This is a genomic window from Paenibacillus ihuae (genome assembly GCF_001368795.1).
Classification (GTDB): Bacteria; Bacillota; Bacilli; order Paenibacillales; family Paenibacillaceae; genus Paenibacillus_AQ; species Paenibacillus_AQ ihuae.
In genome coordinates this window covers 14142-38355 of sequence record NZ_LN831204.1, presented here as the reverse complement: position 1 = coordinate 38355, position 24214 = coordinate 14142, and the positions used below count along the sequence as shown (strand labels likewise).

At 44.0% G+C, this 24214-nt stretch carries 26 protein-coding genes; 2 read left to right on the top strand and 24 right to left on the bottom strand.

Annotated elements, in window-relative coordinates; translation table 11 throughout:
• Positions 1 to 6: 6 nt before the first annotated feature.
• From rpsR to AQR02_RS27970, 4 genes are all read right to left on the bottom strand, one after another.
• Positions 7 to 291 (bottom strand): 30S ribosomal protein S18, encoded by a 285-nt coding sequence (rpsR, locus tag AQR02_RS27985; RefSeq protein WP_023559051.1) that lies wholly within the window; start codon positions 289 to 291, stop codon positions 7 to 9.
• Positions 292 to 633: 342 nt separating this feature from the next.
• Positions 634 to 1098, bottom strand: coding sequence for a single-stranded DNA-binding protein (ssb, locus tag AQR02_RS27980; RefSeq protein WP_054943611.1), 465 nt, complete (start codon positions 1096 to 1098; stop codon positions 634 to 636).
• Positions 1099 to 1168: 70 nt separating this feature from the next.
• Entirely contained in the window at positions 1169 to 2422 is a 1254-nt protein-coding gene (locus tag AQR02_RS27975) for a DUF3854 domain-containing protein (protein ID WP_054943610.1), read from the bottom strand.
• A gap of 17 nt (positions 2423 to 2439) precedes the next feature.
• A complete protein-coding gene (locus AQR02_RS27970) occupies positions 2440 to 3468 on the bottom strand; it encodes a hypothetical protein (RefSeq protein ID WP_054943609.1) in 1029 nt (342 codons plus the stop codon).
• 827 nt (positions 3469 to 4295) lie between these two features.
• Between AQR02_RS27970 and AQR02_RS27965 the strand changes: the two genes are divergently transcribed.
• Complete coding sequence (locus AQR02_RS27965; protein WP_054943608.1) at positions 4296 to 5285, top strand: helix-turn-helix domain-containing protein; 990 nt, start codon at positions 4296 to 4298, stop codon at positions 5283 to 5285.
• A 306-nt stretch (positions 5286 to 5591) separates the two neighbouring features.
• Here AQR02_RS27965 and AQR02_RS27960 read toward each other — a convergent pair whose 3' ends face one another.
• The 20 genes from AQR02_RS27960 to AQR02_RS27875 form a co-directional block, all read right to left on the bottom strand.
• A complete protein-coding gene (locus tag AQR02_RS27960) occupies positions 5592 to 6821 on the bottom strand; it encodes a PIN-like domain-containing protein (protein ID WP_054943607.1) in 1230 nt (409 codons plus the stop codon).
• 505 nt (positions 6822 to 7326) lie between these two features.
• A complete protein-coding gene (locus AQR02_RS27955) occupies positions 7327 to 7935 on the bottom strand; it encodes a hypothetical protein (RefSeq protein WP_054943606.1) in 609 nt (202 codons plus the stop codon).
• Positions 7913 to 8422 carry a hypothetical protein gene (locus AQR02_RS27950; protein WP_054943605.1) on the bottom strand — a complete coding sequence of 170 codons (510 nt, stop codon included), beginning with the start codon at positions 8420 to 8422 and terminating at the stop codon, positions 7913 to 7915. Before AQR02_RS27950 ends, AQR02_RS27955 begins: the two co-directional genes overlap by 23 nt.
• Positions 8423 to 8737: 315 nt before the next feature.
• On the bottom strand, positions 8738 to 8929 hold the full coding sequence (locus AQR02_RS31675; protein WP_245237777.1) for an aspartyl-phosphate phosphatase Spo0E family protein: 192 nt from the start codon (positions 8927 to 8929) through the stop codon (positions 8738 to 8740).
• Positions 8914 to 9315: an LPD1 domain-containing protein gene (locus AQR02_RS32145; protein WP_054943604.1), complete on the bottom strand. Its 402-nt coding sequence runs from the start codon at positions 9313 to 9315 to the stop codon at positions 8914 to 8916. The genes AQR02_RS31675 and AQR02_RS32145 overlap by 16 nt, the downstream gene beginning before the upstream one ends.
• A 94-nt stretch (positions 9316 to 9409) precedes the next feature.
• Positions 9410 to 11257, bottom strand: coding sequence for a phosphoadenosine phosphosulfate reductase domain-containing protein (locus AQR02_RS27940; RefSeq protein WP_054943603.1), 1848 nt, complete (start codon positions 11255 to 11257; stop codon positions 9410 to 9412).
• Positions 11236 to 11526, bottom strand: coding sequence for a hypothetical protein (locus AQR02_RS27935; protein WP_054943602.1), 291 nt, complete (start codon positions 11524 to 11526; stop codon positions 11236 to 11238). The genes AQR02_RS27940 and AQR02_RS27935 overlap by 22 nt, the downstream gene beginning before the upstream one ends.
• A 238-nt stretch (positions 11527 to 11764) precedes the next feature.
• Positions 11765 to 13084: a replication initiation protein gene (locus tag AQR02_RS27930; protein ID WP_054943601.1), complete on the bottom strand. Its 1320-nt coding sequence runs from the start codon at positions 13082 to 13084 to the stop codon at positions 11765 to 11767.
• A 996-nt stretch (positions 13085 to 14080) separates the two neighbouring features.
• Positions 14081 to 15517 carry a DNA cytosine methyltransferase gene (locus AQR02_RS27925; protein WP_054943600.1) on the bottom strand — a complete coding sequence of 479 codons (1437 nt, stop codon included), beginning with the start codon at positions 15515 to 15517 and terminating at the stop codon, positions 14081 to 14083.
• A 124-nt stretch (positions 15518 to 15641) separates the two neighbouring features.
• Positions 15642 to 16070: a hypothetical protein gene (locus AQR02_RS27920; protein WP_054943599.1), complete on the bottom strand. Its 429-nt coding sequence runs from the start codon at positions 16068 to 16070 to the stop codon at positions 15642 to 15644.
• 167 nt (positions 16071 to 16237) lie between these two features.
• Positions 16238 to 16393, bottom strand: a complete 156-nt coding sequence (locus tag AQR02_RS32695; protein WP_159067862.1) for a hypothetical protein — start codon at positions 16391 to 16393, stop codon at positions 16238 to 16240.
• Positions 16393 to 16746, bottom strand: coding sequence for a hypothetical protein (locus AQR02_RS27915; RefSeq protein WP_054943598.1), 354 nt, complete (start codon positions 16744 to 16746; stop codon positions 16393 to 16395). The genes AQR02_RS32695 and AQR02_RS27915 overlap by 1 nt, the downstream gene beginning before the upstream one ends.
• 337 nt (positions 16747 to 17083) lie before the next feature.
• Positions 17084 to 17962, bottom strand: a complete 879-nt coding sequence (locus tag AQR02_RS27910) for a coiled-coil domain-containing protein (RefSeq protein WP_054943597.1) — start codon at positions 17960 to 17962, stop codon at positions 17084 to 17086.
• 191 nt (positions 17963 to 18153) lie between these two features.
• The gene (locus AQR02_RS27905; RefSeq protein ID WP_054943596.1) at positions 18154 to 18975 is read right to left on the bottom strand and encodes a DNA adenine methylase; all 822 of its coding nucleotides are present in this window, start codon (positions 18973 to 18975) and stop codon (positions 18154 to 18156) included.
• Positions 18976 to 19209: 234 nt separating this feature from the next.
• Positions 19210 to 19446, bottom strand: a complete 237-nt coding sequence (locus AQR02_RS27900; protein WP_054943595.1) for a hypothetical protein — start codon at positions 19444 to 19446, stop codon at positions 19210 to 19212.
• Between the two features lie 22 nt (positions 19447 to 19468).
• Positions 19469 to 20245: a hypothetical protein gene (locus AQR02_RS27895; protein ID WP_209444327.1), complete on the bottom strand. Its 777-nt coding sequence runs from the start codon at positions 20243 to 20245 to the stop codon at positions 19469 to 19471.
• Between the two features lie 167 nt (positions 20246 to 20412).
• Positions 20413 to 21414, bottom strand: a complete 1002-nt coding sequence (locus AQR02_RS31670; RefSeq protein WP_082452123.1) for a DNA cytosine methyltransferase — start codon at positions 21412 to 21414, stop codon at positions 20413 to 20415.
• Between the two features lie 196 nt (positions 21415 to 21610).
• Entirely contained in the window at positions 21611 to 22111 is a 501-nt protein-coding gene (locus AQR02_RS27885; RefSeq protein WP_054943593.1) for a hypothetical protein, read from the bottom strand.
• 48 nt (positions 22112 to 22159) lie between these two features.
• Positions 22160 to 22522: a hypothetical protein gene (locus AQR02_RS27880; RefSeq protein ID WP_054943592.1), complete on the bottom strand. Its 363-nt coding sequence runs from the start codon at positions 22520 to 22522 to the stop codon at positions 22160 to 22162.
• Positions 22523 to 22559: 37 nt separating this feature from the next.
• Positions 22560 to 23237: an XF1762 family protein gene (locus AQR02_RS27875; protein WP_082452122.1), complete on the bottom strand. Its 678-nt coding sequence runs from the start codon at positions 23235 to 23237 to the stop codon at positions 22560 to 22562.
• Between the two features lie 540 nt (positions 23238 to 23777).
• Between AQR02_RS27875 and AQR02_RS27870 the strand changes: the two genes are divergently transcribed.
• The coding region (locus tag AQR02_RS27870) for a hypothetical protein (RefSeq protein ID WP_159067861.1) at positions 23778 to 24214 on the top strand (437 nt) is incomplete at its 3' end.

Genomic DNA, 24214 nt, shown 5'->3' with positions numbered 1-24214 from the left:
TTTTTCCTAGATATTATCCGTTGTGTACGGAAGCAACGCTACCGCCCTAGCACGTTTAATTGCAACTGTTAATGCACGTTGATATTTTGCGCTTGTTCCAGTCACACGGCGAGGAAGAATCTTCCCACGTTCGCTAATGAACTTTTTAAGAACTTCCGTATTTTTGTAATCAATATGAGTAATTTTATTGACTGTAAAGTAGCAAACTTTTCTACGTTTACCTTTGCCACCTCTACGTGGAGCAAACTTTCTTTCACCACGTTCTTCGTCATTTCTTTGTGCAAATGCCATTGTTATTTTCTCGTTCCCTTCATTATTGCACATTGGTTAACGTGCCAAGTTTTTTCTGACTATCCTCTAGTTCAAAGTTGGGTATGGATAAGTCTTACGACTTACCCACACCCGACTTCTCACTACGGGGCTACACCCACATCTTGAAATAAGGATGGTCATCATCACTAGACTACATTGACGGTCATAACGTATTACACACTTTACTCAACATCGCGCGATCTTAATAAACCGTGGATGCTGGTCGTAAATGAAGATTACCATTACACAGTTAAAATGCTTTAAAACCCCTTGATTTTACTGAGGTCTTAAAGCATTTTCTGATCTCAGATGTTACGCTCTCTAAAATGGGAGGTCATCTTCCCCAATATCGATCGGACGACCCTCACCATAAAATGGATCATTACCACCCTGACCGGGGCGATTACCACCACTACTTCCATTTCGGCTTGCGCCTGCACCGTTGCCGCTTCCACTTTCACGATTTCCCGATTCAAGAAAACGTACATTGTCGGCAATAATCTCGGTCACATAGACCCGCTTGCCTTCATTGTTTTCGTAGTTACGAACCTGTATACGCCCCTCAACAGCTGCCAATCTGCCTTTTTTGAGATAGTTCGCGCAGGTCTCAGCGAGCTGGCGCCAAGTAACGATCGGAATGAAGTCGGCTTCACGTTCGCGTCCCTCGCCACCACTGAATTGACGGTCTACAGCCAGTGTAAACTGTGTCACCGCTACACCCGCTGGGGTATATCTTAATTCAGGATCACGAGTAAGTCGACCGATTAAAATTACACGATTAAGCATTGAATTACCACCCTCATTAACTTATTTTTATAGTCCCCAAAAATGTAATGTAACTGAATTTAATGCAAAACTACTCCAACAGCGGAGTCACCCGAGGAATAAAATTATTATCAAGCAAATCATCGATTCCCTTACCTTGTGAGATATCCCACATGGCTAGGCTTAGTGCCATATCCGTCTTTTTTGCAAAGAATTCAACACATTGCTCCAGTGCCATTTGAACTTCCGGAGTGGACACCACATCGGCATCATAGGCAAAAACAATATGTTTACATCCCAACTGTTTTAGCGGTTCAAGCAAAAGCGAAAAGGCGCCGGCACCGGGAATGCCAAAAACCGGCTTTACCAGACCGTCTGCAGCTTTATCCGCTTTGATTGGTCCCTCGGTAACCCAAACTTCGGAACAATCCATGATCGTATCCGCCGATTGCCCGACTGACCAATACTTTAAGCATGGATGCGGCAAAGCGAGATGAACCGGAAGCGGGCCTCCAATGGATGCTCCGTTATCCTTGGATCCACTGCTCCACCACCAATACCGCTGTCCCTGCTTTAGCTCAACGCTGAAAACAAATTGACCAGATTTGGAGTGACAGGTTTTCTTATCTTTTTCCGAAAGCTCAACGATCATCGTTTTATCCTGGGCACGAAGCTGACATCTCGCTCTTCGCATACCGTTCGCATCCCGTTCAATTTCTTCTAAAATTTCTCCTTTAATTGCGCCCTTCATCGACAATTCAAGAGGTGCATTATCTACCCGTATCTGCCAACCCGTAATCTCGTTCGTGATTGAACGGAAAGGAAGCATGAGCCCTGTTCCTCCTGACATTGTCCAGTAGGGACCGTAACGTCCCTCAGTACAAAAGAATCCGGGGACCCCCAAAAGATCACTTGGATCGCTCAAGCGGTTGATGACGCTCTTTGCAACCTTATACCGTTCCTGAGATGGCATGCTCCGATACTCACGTAACCGAATCGCCTTTTCCTCGAAAAAACGGTCTTGAAGCAGATGCTCGAAATGATCGGAGGAAAGCGAGATCTCGTTTATCAAGGCACGATAGACGCGGTTGAGATGATGATCTGGCTTCTTATCGACAGCCTTGTTCAGTTCAATCTCTATCTTCGTCTTCGGGATTGCATTGGGATCCAGATAATGCCGAAATTGCCGACCAATGATCGAATCGAAATAATCATCAGTTGGCACCCTCATGCAGTGCACGATGGTTTGTTCGTGATTGATACGACACCATCCTTTTTGACCACATATAGGGCATGCCGACATGACCTCATACCATCCTGCGTGCTTTGTTCTGCGAAGCTTCATTCCCCTACCCCCTGTTTTTAAGACGCATGTGAATTGTTCCGGCTCCCCGCCTTCAAATGTTCCTCGACGAGACGCAGCTGCCCTACATCAAGGGAATTAAATCGTCCGTTCCAATTGATTTTCAACCACGTTTTAACCTTTGCATTCAGGTCCGCAGGTGTCCAATCCTTGGTTGCTTCCATCAAACGGCCGACTAATACATTCTTTTCTCTTTTGAGATCCGGTTCCTCCTGTGAATTACGCTGGCGTTGATCGCCAGACGAATTTCTGTCACTTGAGTGATTTTGGTTATGGGATCGGTCACCGGTAGAGGGCGCTTGGCCACTCACCTGTACCGGCGGTAATTTCTCGTTCATCCCATGCTCACCTAGGCCGCCTGAATGATCAGTCGGTTGCTGTTCCTGAGGGTTACCGTTATTCTTGTCCCCATTATTCTGCTTCGAGTTCAAATTTTGCCGGGTAATCGCGATGTATATGTCCTCAAATGAAGAAAGGCCGGAACCGATGTTACCATAGCCACCGTGCGACAACGCCCTTCCGACTGCACTTGTCGAAGCATTTTCGATTGGGTTGGTTGAGTCCACTCCAGATGAAGCACCAAAGCCAATAATGGAGCGCTCTTTTGTCTTAAAGGGCTGCCCGTACTTGTTCAAGCCTTCGAACGTACAGGTAATGACCCAACAATCGTTAATCTGCTCCGGATATGTGTCGAGCGTATAAGGAGCACCATGGACTTTGTGAACAGCAATCATCTGTTCGATCCTACCCTCAACATCGACATACGGTTTGTAAGTCTCAATGTACGTTTTTCCGTAGTAGGATTGAAAGCCAAACGCCTTCTGGTCCGCAGTGAGATCAAACTGTTTGTCAATTAACTTTTCTTTTTGCGGTAGGAGACGAATGTTCTTGTGGAACGCCGCAGGAACAAGTTCATACACCGATAATATCGTATCGTGGGCATGCTTTTTTTTCTCCTGGGCCATCTTCAGCAGTTGTTCACCTTCCTCACCCGCCAAGTAAGGATTTTGATCGTATCTTCTGCTCATTTTCGCAACCTCCAAATAATTTTTTTATTGCCTCCAGTTCTTACAACTGATCATGGACCCATGACCACCACTCCTTTTTATCCAAATTGCCAACAAAAAAAGGACGCATTCGAGATTCGAATGCGTCCTTCACAAAAATGGGTAGCAAAAAAAGGACACACGTGTAGTGTAAGTCCTAAAGAGCTCCCATTAAAATTGCTTATCTGCCGTTAGGCGTCTCCATCTTCGCTGAAAAAGAGACAGCGAAGAAAACGAAAAATGTTGCGTAATACTTGGATTATAGCACCTGAGAAGCTAATGGTAAAGCAAGGATAACCACTTTCCTAAGTGAATAAAATCATATTTCACAGCAGGAGGAACCCTGCAAATAACGGACTGGGGAGCCTAGTTGAGATATAACATAACCGGCAAGATTCTCCAATTTTCCGCTTTACCGATTGAAAAGAATTGATGTATAATTTATTTACGTGCTGTCGGGTCCAGTCATACACCTTTAAATAAAAGGGAAAATTAAAGACCTTTTTTACCTGCACACAATTATTCATGTGTGTTTTTTTATTTACTGTAATCAGCTTCCGCAAATCGAGAGATGTAGCTGATCAGTAGAAAGAAAAACATACATAAACAAAAACAAAAAAATGAAAAAAACCCCTACCGGGTCACCATTCATTGTCCTCCGGCCGCCAAGCGTTGAGACAAGGAATGAATCTGAGTAGAAGTTTTATCTCGAATTCATATGTGATCATTGTATCACATCGTTTTTGAAAAATAAAGCTTCTTCTCTCTTAAGTATGCCTTTTCGGTAGGACGATTAGGGGGATTTATTTATGTCTGAGAAGAAAAATTTGAAGGATGGATCGGCCAAATTACGCTACTACCGAGAGAAACTGAGTGGGAATCGAATTCCAAAAACGAGAATCGTACGAGGCAAAGAACAGTCGTATTTTGAAGAAGAACTGGAGAGACTTTACTTCGACGAAGAAGTAGTTCGAAACATCTCTTTGGACAAGTACAGTCAGAACATCCCGTATGTCGACGGTCACCTAACCATCATCAACAATTATATGTTCGACTATTGGGGATATCTCCTCGGTGCTGAGGGAATTGCGTTATACGCCCACTTGAAACGGTATTGCTACGGTGAGAAGGATTACTGCTGGCCCAACCTGGAGCTCATTTCTCACAAAATGAAAATGAGTCGCAATACAGTGAAGAAATATCTTAATGTGCTCGAATCATACGGTTTCGTCATTACGTTCAATGTCCAAAACGCTGACAATAACAATACAAACGAAAGCCCGCTATTCAAAATGAGGAAAAAGGTTCCCTTGCTCTCTCAAGAGCAATGCGCCCAACTCCCTAAAATACTTCAAGACGACCACGATAAATATCTTCGTAAATTGATGACAACAAGTGAACAACAGCTCGAACTGGATCCTTCTGTTAATTATGATGAATTCTTTATCTCTCTCGAACAAAAAGGAACCGTTTATTTAAAACCGAAACAGATGTCATTGTTCGAAGCGGAGAAGCAATCTGGGATCAGTCGACGTCTGCTGCAGGAAGAACAGACCAAAGAAGATCAAGCTCGATGGACCTCTGTATTGGATCAAATCAGCAAAATTGTATCGAGACCATCATATGACAATTGGTTCAAAGGAACTTTCGCTATCAATCAATCCGGTACGCTCATAATCTACACCCCTCACAACTTAGTGACTGAATGGCTGGAAACTCGTTATCAGCCGCTTATCATGGAAGTTCTGAGCACAATCGATAATCAAATTCAAGAAATCAAAATAAAAACTGTGTTATAAACCCACAGGGAGCCAGTCGGCTCCCTTTTTGATTTTTGTGCTGTTGAATTTTCCAGCCTACGAGTTATAAGTTTTAGACTGAAGATCTGAAATAAGGAGTCTCCGTCCCTAGACGGCGAAACCCGGATCTCCAAGAGAGAGCGCACGCCGTGCTGCAGCACAGCCGACTAATTTTCAAATTTTCATACCGTCAGACTCTATAGAACAAGTTTTCAGACTAATACTAGAAATTGGAACAGCGACAGCAAGGACGAGAAATAGGGTCCTATACTGTCGCTGGAACAAGTACATAGATAGTCACTTGGTCTAATCTAACACTTTACTTGTGTTATCTAAAACATTTAATAATTGCTGCTGATCTATACGATCATATAAAGCTCTTAAGGACTCAGTATGCACCAACTGCTTACAGTCTATTAGAACTGCAAATAATTTTCCCGCACAATATATAGTTGGAAATTTTATATTTAATAAGTTGCGACTCGAAGTTATAGGGAAGGCATGAAATAATCCATTTTCCAACTCATTAATGAGAAGTACCGGTATCACATCTGGCTCACTTGGTATTCTCCTTATGTTGTAAATATCACCTGGCATCGGAGTAGTGTGCATTTCCTTATGTTCCAATAACCTTTCTCGCTCTTCCTCGTTGATGGTCATAATTTCCTCCACAGCCTTTGCAGACTCCGGAAAATTTGTAATTATTACCGATGCTCGGTCGATAAACTCATTGTATGAATAAATATGAACGTATTGACCCGAACTTCTGTAGAATTCATCCAACAACTCAGGATGGGGTCTCTTAAGTTGGTTGTGTCTCTCCCACCAATCAGGCTTTGAATCGTCAGTAATAAATATAATAGGTTGTTTTTTTTCAGTAGCCCTTCGAATTAACTCTTTCCATATAACTAAATCACCATATTTTCTGTAATCTTCTTTATTAACTGCATCTTTAAAACCGGGAGGGATACTAAGATTGTACCGATTTGCACCTTCCTCATAAATTTCCAAGAGTTCTCTAGGATTAAAGCCGTCACCTATTTTATCACCAAAAATTTCAAATATCTCTTTTGAGATTGGATCATCAACCTTTAACGTAGGTCCGACAAAGTATTCGTTTCTGTCCATTTTATCAGGGCATTGATCGATCATTAAAGAAATTTTGTCTTTTAAGTAATTAAGTTCCTTTTGTAAATCATTTGCAAGTTGTGGACGAAATCGTATTGCTGATTTTTCTAGCCCATCTGCCATTGTTTTTATGCTATTTTTTAAAGATTGTTTTGTCTCTCCTAATGCCTTAAGTTCAGTTTCAATAACCAAACGCCGATTGGAATAAAACTCCTTCCCTATCTGATAAGGCATCCAGAGACGTTCTTTAAAGGTCTGAAGAACGCGTAAAAACTGTTTTCGACCATCAGGGGTCATTTTATATGTATTTAAGAGTGTATTAGTATCCAATGAGATTATGGCATTTATCCATAACTCATCAGTATCTGTATGATCGTAGCCTGAATATGCAAAAAAATTAGATGACATAATAATCTACTCCTCATCAAACCTGGTTGTAACTATCCCAGTAATTAGGTATTCCAACTTATATAATACCACGGTTCGACGAATGTTAGCTGGTTGCTAAACTATTCTTATGACAGTGATCCAATCCCTACACTTGGCACAATCCACTGATTCCTGTAATAACTTCTGACACAAAGCGTCTATGCCCGCCTATAAAATTTTGATACCCTCCTCTCAATAATTTATAGGCGACCTATAAATTATTGATCCCCCTCATTTTTGACCCTATCTCAAAAATTGACACCCGACTTATCCACAAAAATTTCGCCTATAAAAAATTGACATAGGGGGGTCAAAATTTTATAGGCGAATTCCACCTATCAAAAATTGAGTCCTCCCGGTATCAAATTTTGATATACCCTCTCTCAAAATTTGATACCGAATAAATACAATTGAATAAGCACGAAGTAACTAATAAAAACAATCTTTTTATTTTTAAAAGAATCATCTCCATATGATGAACAGCTTAATCGAAATCATGGGAATAAAACTTGTCCAGGATAGAGCTCACCAACTGCTTCTGATTTCCCCTCCGAAGCTGAGCGACAAAATCACACAATAAGATAGACAGCAGTTCTTCAAGTGTCATTTCAAATTTAGGAAAGACGGTTGAAGCGTCATATAAGAATATTTCTCCTCGTTGGGCCATTTCCCGCTTCAAACGAACCTCCAGAAAGGCCCATTGTTTAGGAGCATTAGAGTTTTCAGCGATCTCATGTTTTTTCACACGAGGGAAGTATAATTTGCGCCTACTGCTTAAGCTCATTACCGCATCTTCCATGGTAACGGTACTTTCATCCACCCTCACTTCACTCAGGTTTTCCCGAACGTGAAGCAAAAAGTCATCGTATAAAACATAAATGAGATGTTCAACGGTGAAACCCGCGAATGCCCCTTTTGTTTTTTTATTGATATCAGCAATAAAAACCTCTGCACGGGTAAAATCAATTTCTTCAGCACGAACCTTCAAAGGAACCAGGCGTCTGGATCGAAACAATATATCCGCCCAGCTCTCCTCACCCGCCAGCCTCCGGAGCTTATCTGGAATACTGTTACTTTCCCTCTCGATTCGCAATAATATCGACTTCCCCTCGGTAGATTAGATTCATGATCAGCCGGTACACTGTCTTACGCAAAGAAAGATTCCACATGAAGGCTAATTCCTCGATTAGCTCATATTGCTGCCGCAATGGCTCAACATGCATATACTGCCGGGTATCGGTGTATAGCAGCGGTGGGTAACGTTCAGGAAAGATGGCCGCCTGATCGATAGCCTTCTTAAGTAGAACCGTATTGGATATCGTTTCATATTTTTTACTTGGCTGCTTATCTTGGATACGTAACTCTTTCGCAAGCCGGCGTAACTCTTGACGCTGCAGAGGAGTGACAGGGAACTTAATATCCATCTTCTTATCTGATCGTACTTTCCTGACGCGCTGTGAGGCTTTCTGAGCCTTTTGACTTGAGCTAGAAGACTTAATCTCTTTAGTAGGTGCTTTCGTCTCCTTCAGCCTTCCTGGATCGCCTACAGGGCGAAATATTGAATTAAGAGTGGTATTCATTACCGTCTCCCCTTTCTGCATTTAATCATTTAGTCCATGGACATAATTCCACAATTCCATTTAGGACAAGTATATGACTCTCCATAATGGTGTTAGAACAAGCCAACTATGTATAATAGCCCCCAAAACGGCCGATGATGTTATTAATCTATGAAATCAGGAGATGATCTATTATGGCAAAAAAGCAAAAAGGCATAACGAAAGAAGAAGCAATGAAACTAGCGTCTATCATGCTAAAGAGTACAGCAAGAGTGAGTGGCCCGAAGCTTGTAAAAAAATAAATAAAGCAGGCTGCCGGAGCAACCTGCTTCAAAACTATTGTCTTTTACATAACAAAGCCGAAATCTGCTGATATTTGTTTAGCAGCACATCAAGCTCTTGCGATATTTTTAATACTCTACCCGATAACATTCCATACCGATCGCTTGCTTCGTGCATTTCCTCCCGTTTATGTTCGATCAGCTGTTCAATTTGAGCCATATCTGCAGATACTAACCTCTTTTCCATGTTCCCTCGTTTTGGAGAATGCCGGAGTCGAGAAGGATATGCCACCATGCCCGAAATACTTCATTAATGGTTTCCCTCTCTTTACTTTGCGGATAAGGGCCGCCGTAGCGGGTACCACTTACAAGATAGGAGTTGGTCATCCCGCGTTCGACGAGCTCGTCTTCGATCCAGTCTTCAAACGCCCGAGCAAAAAGATCATGATCCCTACTCCAGTAAGGTTCACGTCCCTTTGCATCGAGGAAGAACGAACTGAAATCTGTCGGTATGAAAAATCCCTTAGGCACTTCTCTATTCTTCTCAAGTTGAGTCGAAACCACTTCAGCAATACCTACAGAGGAACCGGAAAAGTAATCAAAGAGAGAAAATTTGATTTGTTCAGTAGACATTAGGTAATACCTCCACATGTACTCCCGCTTCCAGGCGGGAGGATTTTCGATCCATCCCGCCTGGCCGGGAATAACATGGCCTGACACTAAAACTCTATAATACCGTCGCGATTAGCTCACGTTCTTTTTGCCTGGCCTTAACTCGTTCAATGGCTGCAACGTCCTCTGCAGTAAACTGGTCCACCCCAGATCCATATGGGTCAAAAACTGGATGGCACAGCATCCCACGAAAACCGCCGGATACGCCGACAAGTGCATAAATAGCTTCGCGGAAACGTTCAGTGACAGGGAAACCCTCTATCTCTTCCCGGTGGAGAACCATTTGATAAGCGGTCATAATTTCGCTTTCCCGCCATTCGATATCCAACTGATGCATAGCCTTCAAAATATGAGTTCTGCAGTCAATGGTTAAGTCTCCGATGCCACGCCCGATCTTTGACTTACCGATGCGTTGTAGTCCGACCATACCTCCATAGCGGATATCCTGGGCGATAGCTTTTAGAATTCCGCGGAACTGGTAATACTTTTCATATTCCGGATATGTGCTGATCAGATTTCCCATGCTTCGGTCATTTGAGATCGTGCAGGCATAACAGCCAGTGCGAGCGGATTTCCCGCATTGCATCATTGCTTCGTTATCATTGACGACTGCAGCGCCAAGAGGACACTCGCTACCCGCCGCACTACCGTAGAATAGCAGGAGCTCGGTATTACGGGCACCATACTTACTCCATGGCGCTCGATTAAAGGCAAGGTAGGTAACAACCTCCTGGCTCGTCCAATCCCGAATAGGACTGGCTGTGCGAATGTTGCCAACTGGGTGATGGCCATAGAAATCATCTCCGAAATATTTCTCCAAACTTCTTTTCCGATTACCACTCTCGTTATCACGGCTGCCCATGACAAGACAGGTATCATCAGCACCTTCTGCTAGGAACACAGCTTCAAGAAAATCGCGTGCCGGTTCAATCTTTAAACGGCGGACGCAGTACTTGAAAGTAACACTTGCAGCTTGATAACCCTTCCCAATGATGCAAACCATGAGGGTTTCATCTTCCTTGGGCTCAACAATATGATATTCCACCCAAGGAAGGGCCTTAGCCAGTGCATCTCGAAGTGCGAGAATTCCGGACTTCACTCCCGGATTTTCAACGAGCGTGTCCGAGGTTATAATCATTATTTTCTTTGTCGGATCCGGATTGGCAATGGCATGCTCAATCATCAACTGCGCTACACATCGGCTGTCTTTGCCGCCACTCATTAACAACCCAATCCGAGAGTGATCATCATAGATCTTTTTAATTCGTCCCCGAGTGACTTCCATCAGGTCATCATCGACCTTCTCTAAAATATCCAGCGTCTCCCCTTCAATGACCCGAACGCGGGTACTCTTACCCGTATCGTTCATTTCGACTTCAAAATCGAGAAAGGGTTGGCAACGATCAACCGGGTACGGCATTGGCTCCTCTTGGGCCCCATACGGTGGAATTTGATTCTGCAGGTAGACTTCCAAAAGCAGAACACAAGATGAATGGAAGCAGTACATTTGAAATTTATGTTTCGGGCTTTGGTAATGCCAATTCCCTCCATCATCGATCATCGCATCGATCATCGCTTGAACAGGAATCATCAGCCGGAATCCAGTCTGCTCCAGGAATGAAAAGAGTACGGCCGCAGGGGATTCGCACTCAAATATCATATCCCAGTGCAAGTTGCTGTCCTCTGGAATACATCCTTCCAGCGGTTTATCCTTCAGGAAAGTATGCAACACGAAAAAGGACTGCTGGAAAAATACTGCAGACCAATCTCGGATGACTCCATGGAACAAAAATCCAGCACGTTCTAGAAAGTCCCATACATCGGTCAGGATGAGGTTGTAATCCCGGAGCCGATCGCTGACAGCAACCTTGTTCTTGCTATCTACAAACTCATATCTGTCCATATAATAATGTTCCTCCCAATAATGAATGTGTCATTTGCATAAAGTTTCCCGAGATACCTTCCGAAAAACATTTCCTCCTGCTTCTCCAGGATGATCATCTCACCCGAAGAAATCTTGTGAAGCTCATCTGGCGTATGTAGGAGATATTCGGCATATTGACCGTTCGGATCGGTGAAACACCGAATAAAAAGGCCACCGGATGAAGAAAACAAAAAATCATCATTTTCCAGTGTCCCACCACATACCATCATTCGTCCTTCGTGTTCCATATGAATTTCCTCCTTGTTTTTGGGCACAAAAAAAGAGACGCAAAAAAACATACGTTTCCCGTATGTTCAAATGGTCTCCTAAATTAAACCCTATTCGTATACGCTAAAAATAGCGGACTCCATCTTCGCAGAAAATGTAGCTGCGAAGAAAAGAAATTGTGGTTCGTAATAACAAAATTATACAATGCTTAACGGGGCGGTGACAACCCTGGAAGACCCCCCCCCCCCGTTAAACTGCTTAATACGTATACTCAGACGACTCCCATTTCTCGTATGCCTGTCTTAAGTATGGGTCACCTATAACGTCATCATACAATAGAGGCGGCCTATTAAGAGTTTTACGCTTCTTCTGAATCGTAGACAATCCTTGCATTAACATTTCGTCCCGTTCAATCGCGATTTGCTGCAGGCGTTCGGCCGATGGTTCTGTTAGGCGAGTAAGCAATGCCTTGAAATTGATCACGATATTTTTAAGTACTTCAATGTCAACCGCGGTCATTTCCTCGATACCTTGTTCGACATTTCTTAGCTCCATTCCAAACAGTGGATCATCCAGCGGAGTATCATGTAGCGAATTGGCATAGTTCTCCTCAATCGCTTTGACTATATAACCGGCCATGTTTCGTACCGTTTGTCCCGCATTCATCCCCTGGGCATGAAGAACGTTTTCTTCGATATAGAATGGATGGTAGGTCTTGGCGAGTTGAACGGCCTTTTTTCGGTGGATCCCATTCTCCGCAAGCAGCTGCAGAAGCGTTTCTGCATCATAATTGGCGCTTTCCTGTTCATTATTCACGTTCTTGTTATTCTTGCTTATACGAAAAATAAATGATTCCACTGAGCGTCCTACCCGCTTATGTATATCATAGGTGAAGGTGATATCTGTCTTTTCCTCAAGTTCTTGTTGTGCTCTATCGATCAATTCCCTTAAATGCTTCAGCATCTTGTATTTCTCACTTGGTATATTTAAGAGATGCCTTAACTCACTGATCTTAAGAACCCTCTCTTTACGGAACTCCCTCTCCTTCAGTAGCTCATACAACCGCCAGCTATATTCAGACTTCAACTTAATGACGTTTTTCAGTCGGAACTTGGTATAGGCACGCTTAAGGTTCCGGAAAAACGGTGCTAAATCCTCTGAAAGCTTGATCGTTACCCGTCCTTCTCCATCCATATACGTCGCACTCTGTACCCAGGTAATCTTCTGACGTGTTTGATCATTGGAAAATACAATTTGTTTGGACTGCAGTTGATCAATTGCCTTTTCAACACGTTCGTAAAAGGATTTTCCTTCTACCCCGATCAGGTTTGCCAAGTCCTTAATAGAAACCGTATAACTTTTAAATTCTTCATCATCTGGCTGTACGAGAGAGACTAGCGAGAAGATCAAACGACGTTCCGTGAGATCAAGATCCTGCTGCGCATTAATAATCTCCCGCGACTGGTTAACCCAGTAATAATCTTTTATGTTAGCCTCTACTACTTCAGGCATATTTAATGTCAGTTGACCGTTTTCTTCAATATCCAGAACATCTAGGTCATTTGTTTTCGAGCTCATATCCGATCCCTCCCTACAAAACTACTATATCCGATTTTTCGAGAGGGGAAAATGGAATAATTCGGATAAAAAATTACTGTTATTGATATGTCCGTAAAAACGGAACCACAATATAGACTTCAATGCATAAAGAAGCCTGATATTAAGGGATTGGAAAAACATCCCTTCACCAAACCTATTTTATATGTCCGTACAAACGGGGTAAAAATATTTTATGAATTTCTTCATGAAATGATCATCATCACTAAACAATATGTCCTTATAAAAGGAACGTACATCTAAATTGCCTTATTTGTTAAAGGATTTTCACAACCATTAGGAAGCTAGAAGGCGAAATGTCCGCATAAACGGGGAGGTTCTACGTATGAATCGGAGGAATATGGTAAGAATAGGGGTATTTTAGAGCCTTTGAATTCGAAAACAATATTGAACACCCCTTTTTTACGGACATATCAAATATTTAAACCCTTCCTCAGCTAATAATCTCAACATCAAGGTGATCACGTCCCGTTTATACGGACATAATGCCCCGTTTATACGGACACAACCCCGTTTGTACGGACAATAGACCCCGTAAGTAAGGACATTTCGTCCCTATTCACAGGACATTTCATTCCCTTTTTAAGGACAAATGACCCCGTAAACACGTACTTTTCGTTCCGTACATACGGACATATAGGACTCTAAATCCTTACGCAGTAAGGGTTTCAGCATAGTTAAACAAGTAAACAATTAATAAACAATATTATAAGTAGTATTAAAAAGATAAACATAGAGAAGATAGATTCCGTTTTTTAATAGATTTGTGGATAAAGTAAAGAAGCAGCCTCAGAGATTAGTCCCCTAAAGCCGCTTCTTTGATAATTACACTTCCTTTTCAATACGCTACACAATCTACAACAATAATATATTTCCACCATAGCATCTGCTGAATCCCGCTCCAAATAAATCAGGACGATGTCCTTATTGCTTCTGAAGCGGAACCTTTTGATCATCTTATGAGAACATGAATCCAATCTGGCCGGACTGATCCAGCGATAAGGCAAAAGATTCGTCGTTCTTCTTTTTCTTGCTTCCTTGATCCTTAGCGAACCGGCGAAAGAAAACAGAGGCGATTGCGTTGGAGAAACTACGAATCGCCCTTCCGCAAACTGATTGACCAATTTGCTCATAGATTCTTGAGAGTGAAATATGCGCTGGCCAAGAGAACCAGTCAGGAATAGAAAAAATTCGTCGCAGTTCACTGACAGTTAAAAACCGCCATTGGGTCTTATCCTTATTTAAAACATAACTGTTACTTGCTGAATGACTTCTATACCGTCTCGCTACACATTGAATAACTGAGGCATTCTCGTCAACAAAGGTCTTCTCCAAGCCTCGGTTGGCCCATGCATTGTTCTTCTCTGCCTTCTTATTAAAGCTTTCCATCCACTTGTCCAGGCTCTTCCATTCATGTTCAGTTGAAGCCGGATCCAAAAACTCCTTAAGCAGTTTATGACGAACTGCCGGCGGCTTCGGAACCTGAAAAAGATCAAAATCATCCTTCTCCTGGAAGTACACCGCATATGACCGATTCCGCAAGGCAATGCTGCCAAAGTCATAACTTTCTAATTGAATAGGACCCACAATATACGGATAGTCATTACTCAGTAATTCGCGCAACTCATTGTAGGACGTAGAGTTGTAAAACTGAGGGACATTTTCAAAAAATAAAACTCTAGCGTTGGCACTATTCAAAATCTTATAAGTTCCAAGCACCAAATTGCGGAAGTATCCTTGATCTAAATTCCCTAGGCTGCTATACTCGCAGCAATCCAGTGACACAAACGCCACGTCTGCCTTTGCAACGGTATGGCAGTCTCGTAGATCGCCGTTGAATAAATAGCTGTTTGGAAAATTATGCTTCAGAACAGAAGCACTATCATCCTCGACCTCAACCTCCATGGTTGCTGTGTAGTAGGCACTATCTACAAAGCAGGCCGTACCAATACCAGCTCCTGCACAGATCGACAGAAGGCGAATACGTTCGTCTGATGGGGAATTAAAAGTTTCCGATTCAAACAATTTGAACCGGAGCGGGCGCACAATTACATGCCCCTCCTCACCGTTACGATATACTGAAATTTCAATTTTCTCCTGAATGCAGAGGATGGTTGAGTAGCGATCTCCGCATGTATCCACCAGTGGCCGCTGTTGCCCACTAATACGGTTCTTTCGAGACGACACGCTAACCTCATGTACGCCTGCACCTTCTTCATACGGTCTGTTCTGAATGCTAATCAGCTTATCAGCCTCATTGACTTGAACATATAAATCATCTCCTGGCGTAAAGCCAGCAGCTTCACACACGAGACTCTGAAGCCAGAGTCGAGGTTTTTCATGCTTACTACTGACCGTATATACCTTCTTAAGAAGTAATTTCGAATTGTTCATAAATGGGTATCCCCCAGCAAGGATCGGGGAAAGCCCCCGATGTTGCCGAGGGACTTTCCTCCTTCCGTGTTATAGGTACCTATTACCGCCTTTTTACTTTTGACCGATTCGATCAGTCTCAGTTCTACATTCCATCCTGATTTACTTTGACATACCATTTTCCAGCCTGAAGGTGATTGACATTCATCTCGCACCAGGTACTTTTTTTCACCAGCTGCAGCTTCTCCCATTCCACATAGACAGGTATGTCCTCCATAAATAATTTCATTGCCTCTACAAGATCTATTTCCCGAAACTCGGAACCTAGTTTGCAAGGCTTATCTGCCCAAATGAGCCGACGAACATCCCGCTCCAACTGCTCGGTAGTTTTCACAGCACCGGTTAGCACTTCCAGAACACGGTGAGGTCTAGCGGTCTGTTCAAACTGTAGGAGCGCCCAGGTAAAGGTTATATTCTCCTCGCTCATCAACCTTGCTGCATAATTGCACAATTCTTCATACTCCCGTACAACTTGAATATCACTGAAATCATTAGCAAATGGTTGTTGAATCATACGAATTCCCCCCTCAAATACCCCCCCGCCTGCACCGGGAAGGATCACTGATCTTCCCGGTGCAGCGGGTGAGGACATGTTTCCAAACGGATGAATTACCACAATCAGATAATATGGTAAATGTCCGCGGGCCTTTCCATTGCTACGTTATTCCTCTGGATGATCACTTAATCATCTTCATCGAGACGCATGAGCCTGTCTATTTCATCCTCTTCAGGCAACTCATCATGAGCAAACTCGATTTTCATAATGCCGACGGCCTCACTCTCATTGCAGTCATACGCTTCCATAATGGCCTCAAGTCGGTTTAAATAAGTTGACATTATTTGATTCCTCCTCGATTATTGGCCATCTTAGAAACACAAACATTTTCGATCTGCTCACATGAGGTAATTATATTCTCGTCTCCGTAAGCCTCTCTTAGCCGGCTAATAAGATCCTGAGTAGTCCCGGATACATAGTCGATGTCACTCTCGCGAATGACTGACCCATTTTCCAGGCTCACCGGAGCAATTGCCGCCATCACCGCATCATAGGTATCACTTGTCACCGTAAAGAAGAATTGGCGCGATATCCGCTTCCAAGGAAGTTGATAACCGCCTAACTTTTCTTCAATAGCTTCCGGAGATAAGAACCATGACTTGATGTAGAGATTTTTTGTATTAATATCCTCCATACTGATCAAAAGCCTCCTTTTTTTTGGCACAACACAAAAAAGAGCACAAAAAAAGGCATACGGATTCCGTATGTCTTATTGCGCTCCAAATGATTGAACCTATGCTTATATCGCTGTAAAGCTACTCCTTCCTTACGCGAAAATGTGACGGCAAGGAAAATTAAGATGATTCGTAATGATTTAAGTATACAACTTGGCTAAAGATAGTGTAAATACAAAGGTTCATATAAATAACATAACCCACATTCCAAGTGGAAGGTCGAACATTTCTCATATGAAAAAACCTTTTAACTCTATAACACAGAAAGACTCCACCCAACTTGGGAGGAGCCTTTTATTAATTTTGAGGAGGAGTCTCTTGCGCTGGCTGCTGAAGCTTCGCGATCTGCTGCTCATAATCTTTACGCTGCTGCTCGATTTGAGCGTACAGCTTCCGGATCTCCTCCGTCGCCTGTTCGAGCTTGTCCTGCTGCTTATCCCTGAGATCAGCGAGCGCCTCTTTCCTCTCCGCGTCTTTCTGCTTTGAGAGTAGCTCCAGCTCCACACGGTGACGTTCCTCGGCTTGTCTCTGATGTTCAACATGCGACGCTTCCAGAGCGGCGAGAGCGCCCTCCAGAGCCGTTATACGAGCTGCCTGTTTCTCGGTAAAAGTGGCAAATTCGGATAGCTTAGTTTTGAGATCCTTGTTCTCATTGGCTGCTACCTTGTATTCGTTCACCAATCCGGATAGCGTGTCGATCCGCTGGCGGTACTCCTCGACGAGCAAACCTTTATCATGAGCCGCAGCCTCCAGCTGTTCGCTGAGCTTCGCCTGAGCATCATTCTCTTTCGTGAGACGCGCCACTTCATCGGCTTGGGACTTCAATCCCTTTTGGAGATCCGCGATCTCCTGCTCCTGAGCGAAAATCGTAACCGCGACCGCTGCCTGTTTCTCCTCGTGCTGCTGAGACAACTGGAGCCGATCCGCCGCCTCCGTCTCGATCATAGACGTGAACAGAGCAAGAGGACGACTCAGATGATACTCTAGCTCCTCGATCTGCTTCCGATATCCGGATCCGTTTCCCTCTTTCAACTGTTGCAGCTCATACAGCGCCGCCAGCTGCTCGATGAATGCCTCTTGAGTCTCCAGACCGCTTTCCGCTGCCAGTCGTTCGAGCTTCTCTTTCAATTCCGGACTGATCTTGTATGCCTTCGTCGTTTTTGCCTCGTTCGACATTCGAGTACCTCCTCGTTATCGGTTAACCTTTATAACTATATTATACAACAGGTTAACCGGGTTTACTAGGTTAACTTAAGATATAATTAAAGGCGCAGGAGGCTGTGCAATCCGAGTATAGGCGTCAATAACAAAGCTAATTAGGGAAATCAAAAAGGACCGCGACTCATATGTCCGCGGTCCTTGCTTATTTACATCAGAGAATCTGGATCGTAATTCATGAAGAAAAACTCCGTTTCCCTACGGCGTGCTTGGCCGAGTTCAGCCTTAACGACAGCTCCTACCCTAGCGGTCACCGTCCGAACATGGAAGTCACTGTACAAATCAAGGATAAATGGATCTCCGTAATACGTTACTAGGCATTTTCCCTGGATTTGATGCAGCATCCGTGCTAATTCCATGTGGTCGGACTTTGTAAATCCACCAAAATAATGTTTTTCCTTCCCAAAATATGGAGGATCCAGAAAAAACAGAGTCTCCGGTCCATCATACTTAGAAATGACATCGCGAAAATCAAGACATTCCAGTAGCACGCCTGACATCCTTCTTTCAAAGGTTTCGAGTCGGCCTACCGCATTCTGATAATCTACTGCGCTATTTTTTACTTTGCCATACCGGAATCCACTCGGCGCTCCATTGGTCGGAATAATCCGCTGCCGGAGTAAATAGAACCAGTACGCAGCTCTCTCAATGGGGTCTGCAGGTGTTGGCGACTTACAAATCTGATGGAACAAGCTTCTGCTTGTAGGCATCGAAGCGAGTGCAGCCATCAGCCCCTGCTTATCATTGCGAAGAGTCCAAAGAAAGTGCAGCAATTCGTTGTCCAGGTCATTGAATATCTCGACCTTGCTTGTAGGCTTAGCAACCGTCACATGTCCCCCACCACCGAAGACGTCCACAAAACAATGATGCTCCGGAAAAAGCGGAATAATGTGCTTCGCCAAAAAGTGCTTTCCTCCGAACCATCGGATCGGGCTATGTGTTTTTATTTCTTTCTTATTTGCAGTTGTCATACCAATCTCTCCATTTCCGGATCGTGTATAATGCGATTCGGAAACAGGCAGGACTCTTTATATCCTCACGCGCACGTATGCGCGAGTGCTACTATTCACTATGTGAGCTTGCTGAAGTGGGCTACATTGAACCTCAAAGCACAAGGGGGAAAGCCCCCTCCGCTACTTCTTCACACCTGAGATTAGAGAGTTGGCGACAACCCGATTTCTATTACCAACATACAAGCTTCTCCTTTAATCAGCCGGGTTTGCTTTCGACATTGTCTCAGCACATGCTTCGTATTCATCGGTATAGGCCGTATCCCCGAGAATATTTTCGTTGAATAAGACCTCCAGCACTAAAGTACGGGAATGTCCCCTTTTACTCATATCCTTGAATACGAACATCAGGTACTTGTCCTTGTGGATGAGTCGAAACATTTGCTCTTCGTTGAATATCGGAAGAGGCTCACCAAATTCATTTGTCTCCATATCGTTTCCTCCAACCATTAGTTTATTTGAGAAGGGCGATCTGCATACGAAGCATAGTTTCACTGATCCGATTCTCCGTCTGCAGGGAAAAATCCCTCTTCAGAAGGTAGAGAGTGAATTTAGCGATAGACTTACCAAATTTCGCTTTCAGCCGCTCGTATTCCGTTAGGTTTGCAAGAAGATCGGATACGGTTTTCTTCGCGTAAAGAAACCCTACAAGCTCTTCTTCCGCATCTTCCAGCTTCAAGACGGTTTCAAGTTCCTTCATCGCTTTCTTCTCATCTTTTTGCTTTTGGTTGTAGCTGCCGAGCAGATCCTTAAGTTCGCGGAACAAACCTTCAACGCCGTATAATTGGGCGCGATCGGCATAGTCCGTGACAAGCCGGCTTGCTTCCTGGGGCGTCCGGTGTTGGATACACGCAGTAACATGCCATTTCTCACGTTGGATTTCCTTAAGTTTGCGAATATTCTGCACTTCCTCAATCAGCCGGCCGTACGCGGACGGCTTTGCCCCCAGAGGGACACCGTCGGCGTACATGCGGTATTCGATACCATGCTGATTGAACAGCTCTATCAGCGGGTCTGCAACCGTTTTGCCGCAATGCAGTTCCACGAACGGAAGCGGGCTGAATGAAAACACATGAGCCAGAATCTTTTCAGCAAACTGGCGACTACTTTCTTTACGCGGGTGATACTTCTGAATCGGGTATGGGGTAACGATCTCATCATAACCAATGATCCGCTGTCCGTGCTGACTCAGAAAGAATATATCCTCCCGCGGAAAGTCCCGCTCTATCATGTAATCCATTACGGCATTAACCCACCGTGATTGAGGACCCCGATAAAATTTATAAGCCTCCATAGGCTCGCTCTGTCTTGTAGAAGATTCCGTGATAAACGCGATCCTTCTCACATCATCAGCTCCTATCTATTCTTTATTACCTTCCTGCTCCCACGCATTCATGTTCAGGATGCTTGATTCCCAGTGCTGCTGATCCACGTTTCTAACTGAACCCTCATTGCACTTGCGAGGGCAGTGGCCACGGGAAAAGCAATACCGTTGCCTACGATTCGATATTGATGGCTTAACGGTACCTTTGCTGGAATAACAAAACAATCAGGAACAGCCATTAGCCGTAAAGCTTCCCTCACAGTGATACGACGCGATTCCTCCGGGTGTAGGTGCTCCCGACCGTCCTTGGCGATGTGAGCTGTCAGTGTAGGGCTGAGAGCATCCCACGATAAACGTCTCATCCCCCGCCACTGAGACCGGGGGTTCTGAATAACATCGACAATCCGCTCAGGCGTGGGACTTTCCCATGTCGCAACATGATTCGGAAAGCTCCCGAGCACTCTTTCCCCAGAACACGCATTTTCCGGCTGTGGAAGGTCCCCTATGGCCTCTCTTACCGTCAACTTCTTCATACACGGGACTGGAAACTTGAAGGTGAATCCGAGGTCTTTCCGAATACCAGCAATAAATATTCGCTCCCGCGATTGCGGCGTTCCGAAGCTGGAGGCATTCAGGATTTCACTCGAAAGATTGTAGCCCGCTTCCTCAAACGCCTGGATAAGCCTGGAGAGTGTTTGAGGATGCCGGTTAGCCATTCCCAGAACGTTTTCATAAATGAAGAATTTCGGTTTTTTGATCTTAATCAATTCGTAGTAGACCCATATTAACCGACCGGTATTTCCTAATTCCCCGCGATTCGAACCGGTTGAGCTAAAGTCAATGCAAGGGGGGCCGCCGATATAACCGTCCGCATGTGGAATGTCGGACGGCTTTATTGTGGTTAGGTCTCCAACCTGAACATGATTACCAATGTTCGCCTGATAACAGATGGCTGCTGGCATACTCATTTCATTTGCCCAAACGATATCAAAATTTTGTTTGAACCCAAAATCGAACAGCCCACCACCTGAGAAGATTGAACATACGGTAAATTTCTTATCGGATTGTGCAAACATTTATAGTCCTATATTCAAGTGAGCTCACAGCTCACAAGAGGACAACCGAAACGGTAATATGTGGGGTCATATCACCTGCACTATCTGAAAGGGATAACGTCCCCGCCCTTTCTCCTGCATCAGTTTTATGAGGTACTAAAGAGTTGGCCCTACCCAAGTAAAAAACTTACTGTGGCAAGGAGTAGAGCCATATCCCTCAACCCATTATGGGAAATGTTTGACGCTTCCTTACTCCTCGGATTTCTTTTAAGGTTTCAAAGTGGGGTGAATCGCGGAAACGATCACGGTCCTCTTCCCCACAAGTGAAATCATTTCTGAAGCAGCTGGCTTCACCGTAAAATTCACAGTCCATGCAGACATTTTCGAGAAATTGATCCGCTTCATGAACTTGGATTAGATACGTCTTTTCTAGCGGAACTAGTCCAAAGAATCTGAACTGGCCATCCATACCTTTCTGGACAGTCCCCTTATCAATCGCCAGCACGAAAGCTTCTTCGTTACTGGAATCATAGGAAGGTTGCATCTGGATCGGCCGCTTTCGTCCGTCCAAAAAACCTTTAATGAAAAGGTCAGTCTTTAGCTTGGCGTCCACCGGAAGAAAAACATGGTCATCTTCACTGTGAAGCAGCTGCTGTAGCTTCAAATACTTTCTCCCTCTGCTATTCACATGAACTTCAACGGGTCGTGATTTCGGCATGAAGAAGCACTCCTCCAAACTCCTGATTTTTATGAATTGCCTCCATTTCTAAGCTACCCGTAATGTCCTGCAGCTGCGCTTTGCGAAGCGAAGACCTTCTCCCTTCAATTTGTACAGATGGCAATTGAGCGAAGAATCAAAAAACGGCTCATCTCCACTGAACAGCAGGCACATTGGAATATCGACGTATACCAGTTCCTGCCCAGGCTTGCGATTCTGAATCGCCTTCTTAGCGCTGTACCAGGTTGGAAGGATCGGCGTCCGGTGAAGTGAAAGTCCGCGATTGCGAGCTGCATATAGTCGAACTTTCTCATTTGAGAGCACCGATAAAGTCGCGAGCATCATATTCCACTTAACAAACTGCTGAACGGGCAAAAGTTGCTTCTGTACCAATCGGTTGAAATATTTCATTTTACATTCCTCCATTTTTGTTTGTTTTTTATGCTCCTCAGATCTGCAGCATCCAAAGCTTTTTAAGACCCGTGGGATGCTTGTCTACCCTGTTACGCGAAAGACTGTTCCAGCTTCCGCCCGAGATTTTGCCCATTAATTGAAATCCGGCAGCGCGTACAGAGACCCCAGTTTCCTCGTCCAGTGTGTAGGTGATCAAGGCGTGATAGCCCATATCACGAGCAATACGCCGCGCAGCAGCGTACAGCTTACTGCACAGGTGGACGTAGGCTCCATTGACGCATAGACGGGTCACCTCCAAGGTCAATCCATCATCTTTGTGACGACTGACCGGGCGACCCGCAGTGAGAACACCGACCAACTTTTGGCCGTTACTCATACCAAGTGCGAATTTCATCCCTTGTGGTGCCATATGGTGCCGGTGGTGCAGATTGATAAAGTGGCAGGCCTGCCGAAAGGAGATGGGCGTAGGGATCACCTCAAATGTGCTGTAATCCGGATAGAATATCCTCATATACTGCACCGCCTGGGAGCGACTCATTGCAGAGTCCCAAAGTAAATCAAACCCTTCATCGTGCAAGGCCAATCGCCGTTCCCCAGTGAGTTCGTCGTCTGAATAGACGATGTACTTCCTCATCCCTTCATGAACGAAAACCCAATACCATTTCACCGGCGACACATCACTGTTGATACCGGTCGGCAGAAACTCATTCATTCCAATGTCCTCATTGTTTTGGTACTAAAAAAGGAGACACAAAGAGGCCACACGTATCCCGTATGTCCTAATGGTCTCCTTAGCAATATTCCAAAGTCCTCCTTGTTTTTGGGCATAAAAAAAGGAGACGCAAAAAGAACATACGTATCCCGTATGTCCTAATGGTCTCCTTAGTTAAACCCTATGATTATTCGCTGAAAAGCGGCTCCTTCCATGCCAGAAAAGGTAGCGGCATGGAACATCAATTTGTTTCGTAATAATTCCATTATACTTCACGATAAGAATGTATGTAAATAATAGATACCGTACCTGTTAGAAGTCTAAATGAGGATGGCAGCTTGAAGTTCACCGCCGAAAGCACATTCGGGAGGAAAAGTTAAATGTGACATTTAATTGAACGTAAGAGCATCGCCGGCGCGAGGGAGGCTGAGCTTATTTGTAAAAAAACGGGTGTTAATTCTTTGTTCTAAAGTTCTTGAATGATAGTGATAACTTACTTTATAGTGAAGCCAGGTAAGGAAAAATTGGAGGTTAACAAATATGAATTATAATTTGCTTGATGCGATCGATATGGTTTCTAATACTCCCTTTGAAATGGTCGCAAAATGCGGAAAATATGAAATTTACGGTAACGAGAAGGATATTATCATTTCTTACGGTAAATATTCCACACGAACGATAACGAAATACGGTGAAGTATATGTTCACCGTGCAGTTGCGCAGGCTGAACTTTTTGGTGCTCCTTTTGAGGGATGGGAAATAAGCTATATAGCCGAAGAGACTGACAAAAATGGAGCAATTAGTAAATTTGAAGAAGGGTCTACTATCCTTGCTATAGACGAAGATGGTTGTCCCTCCATATTTAACATTGCAGAGGAACAAGATGCTGGATATGTAGGAAGATTATTTGATTCAATAGAAGAGAACAGCAATGAAAAACTTTACGTTATTACAGATGAAGTTCGGTATAAGGAAAG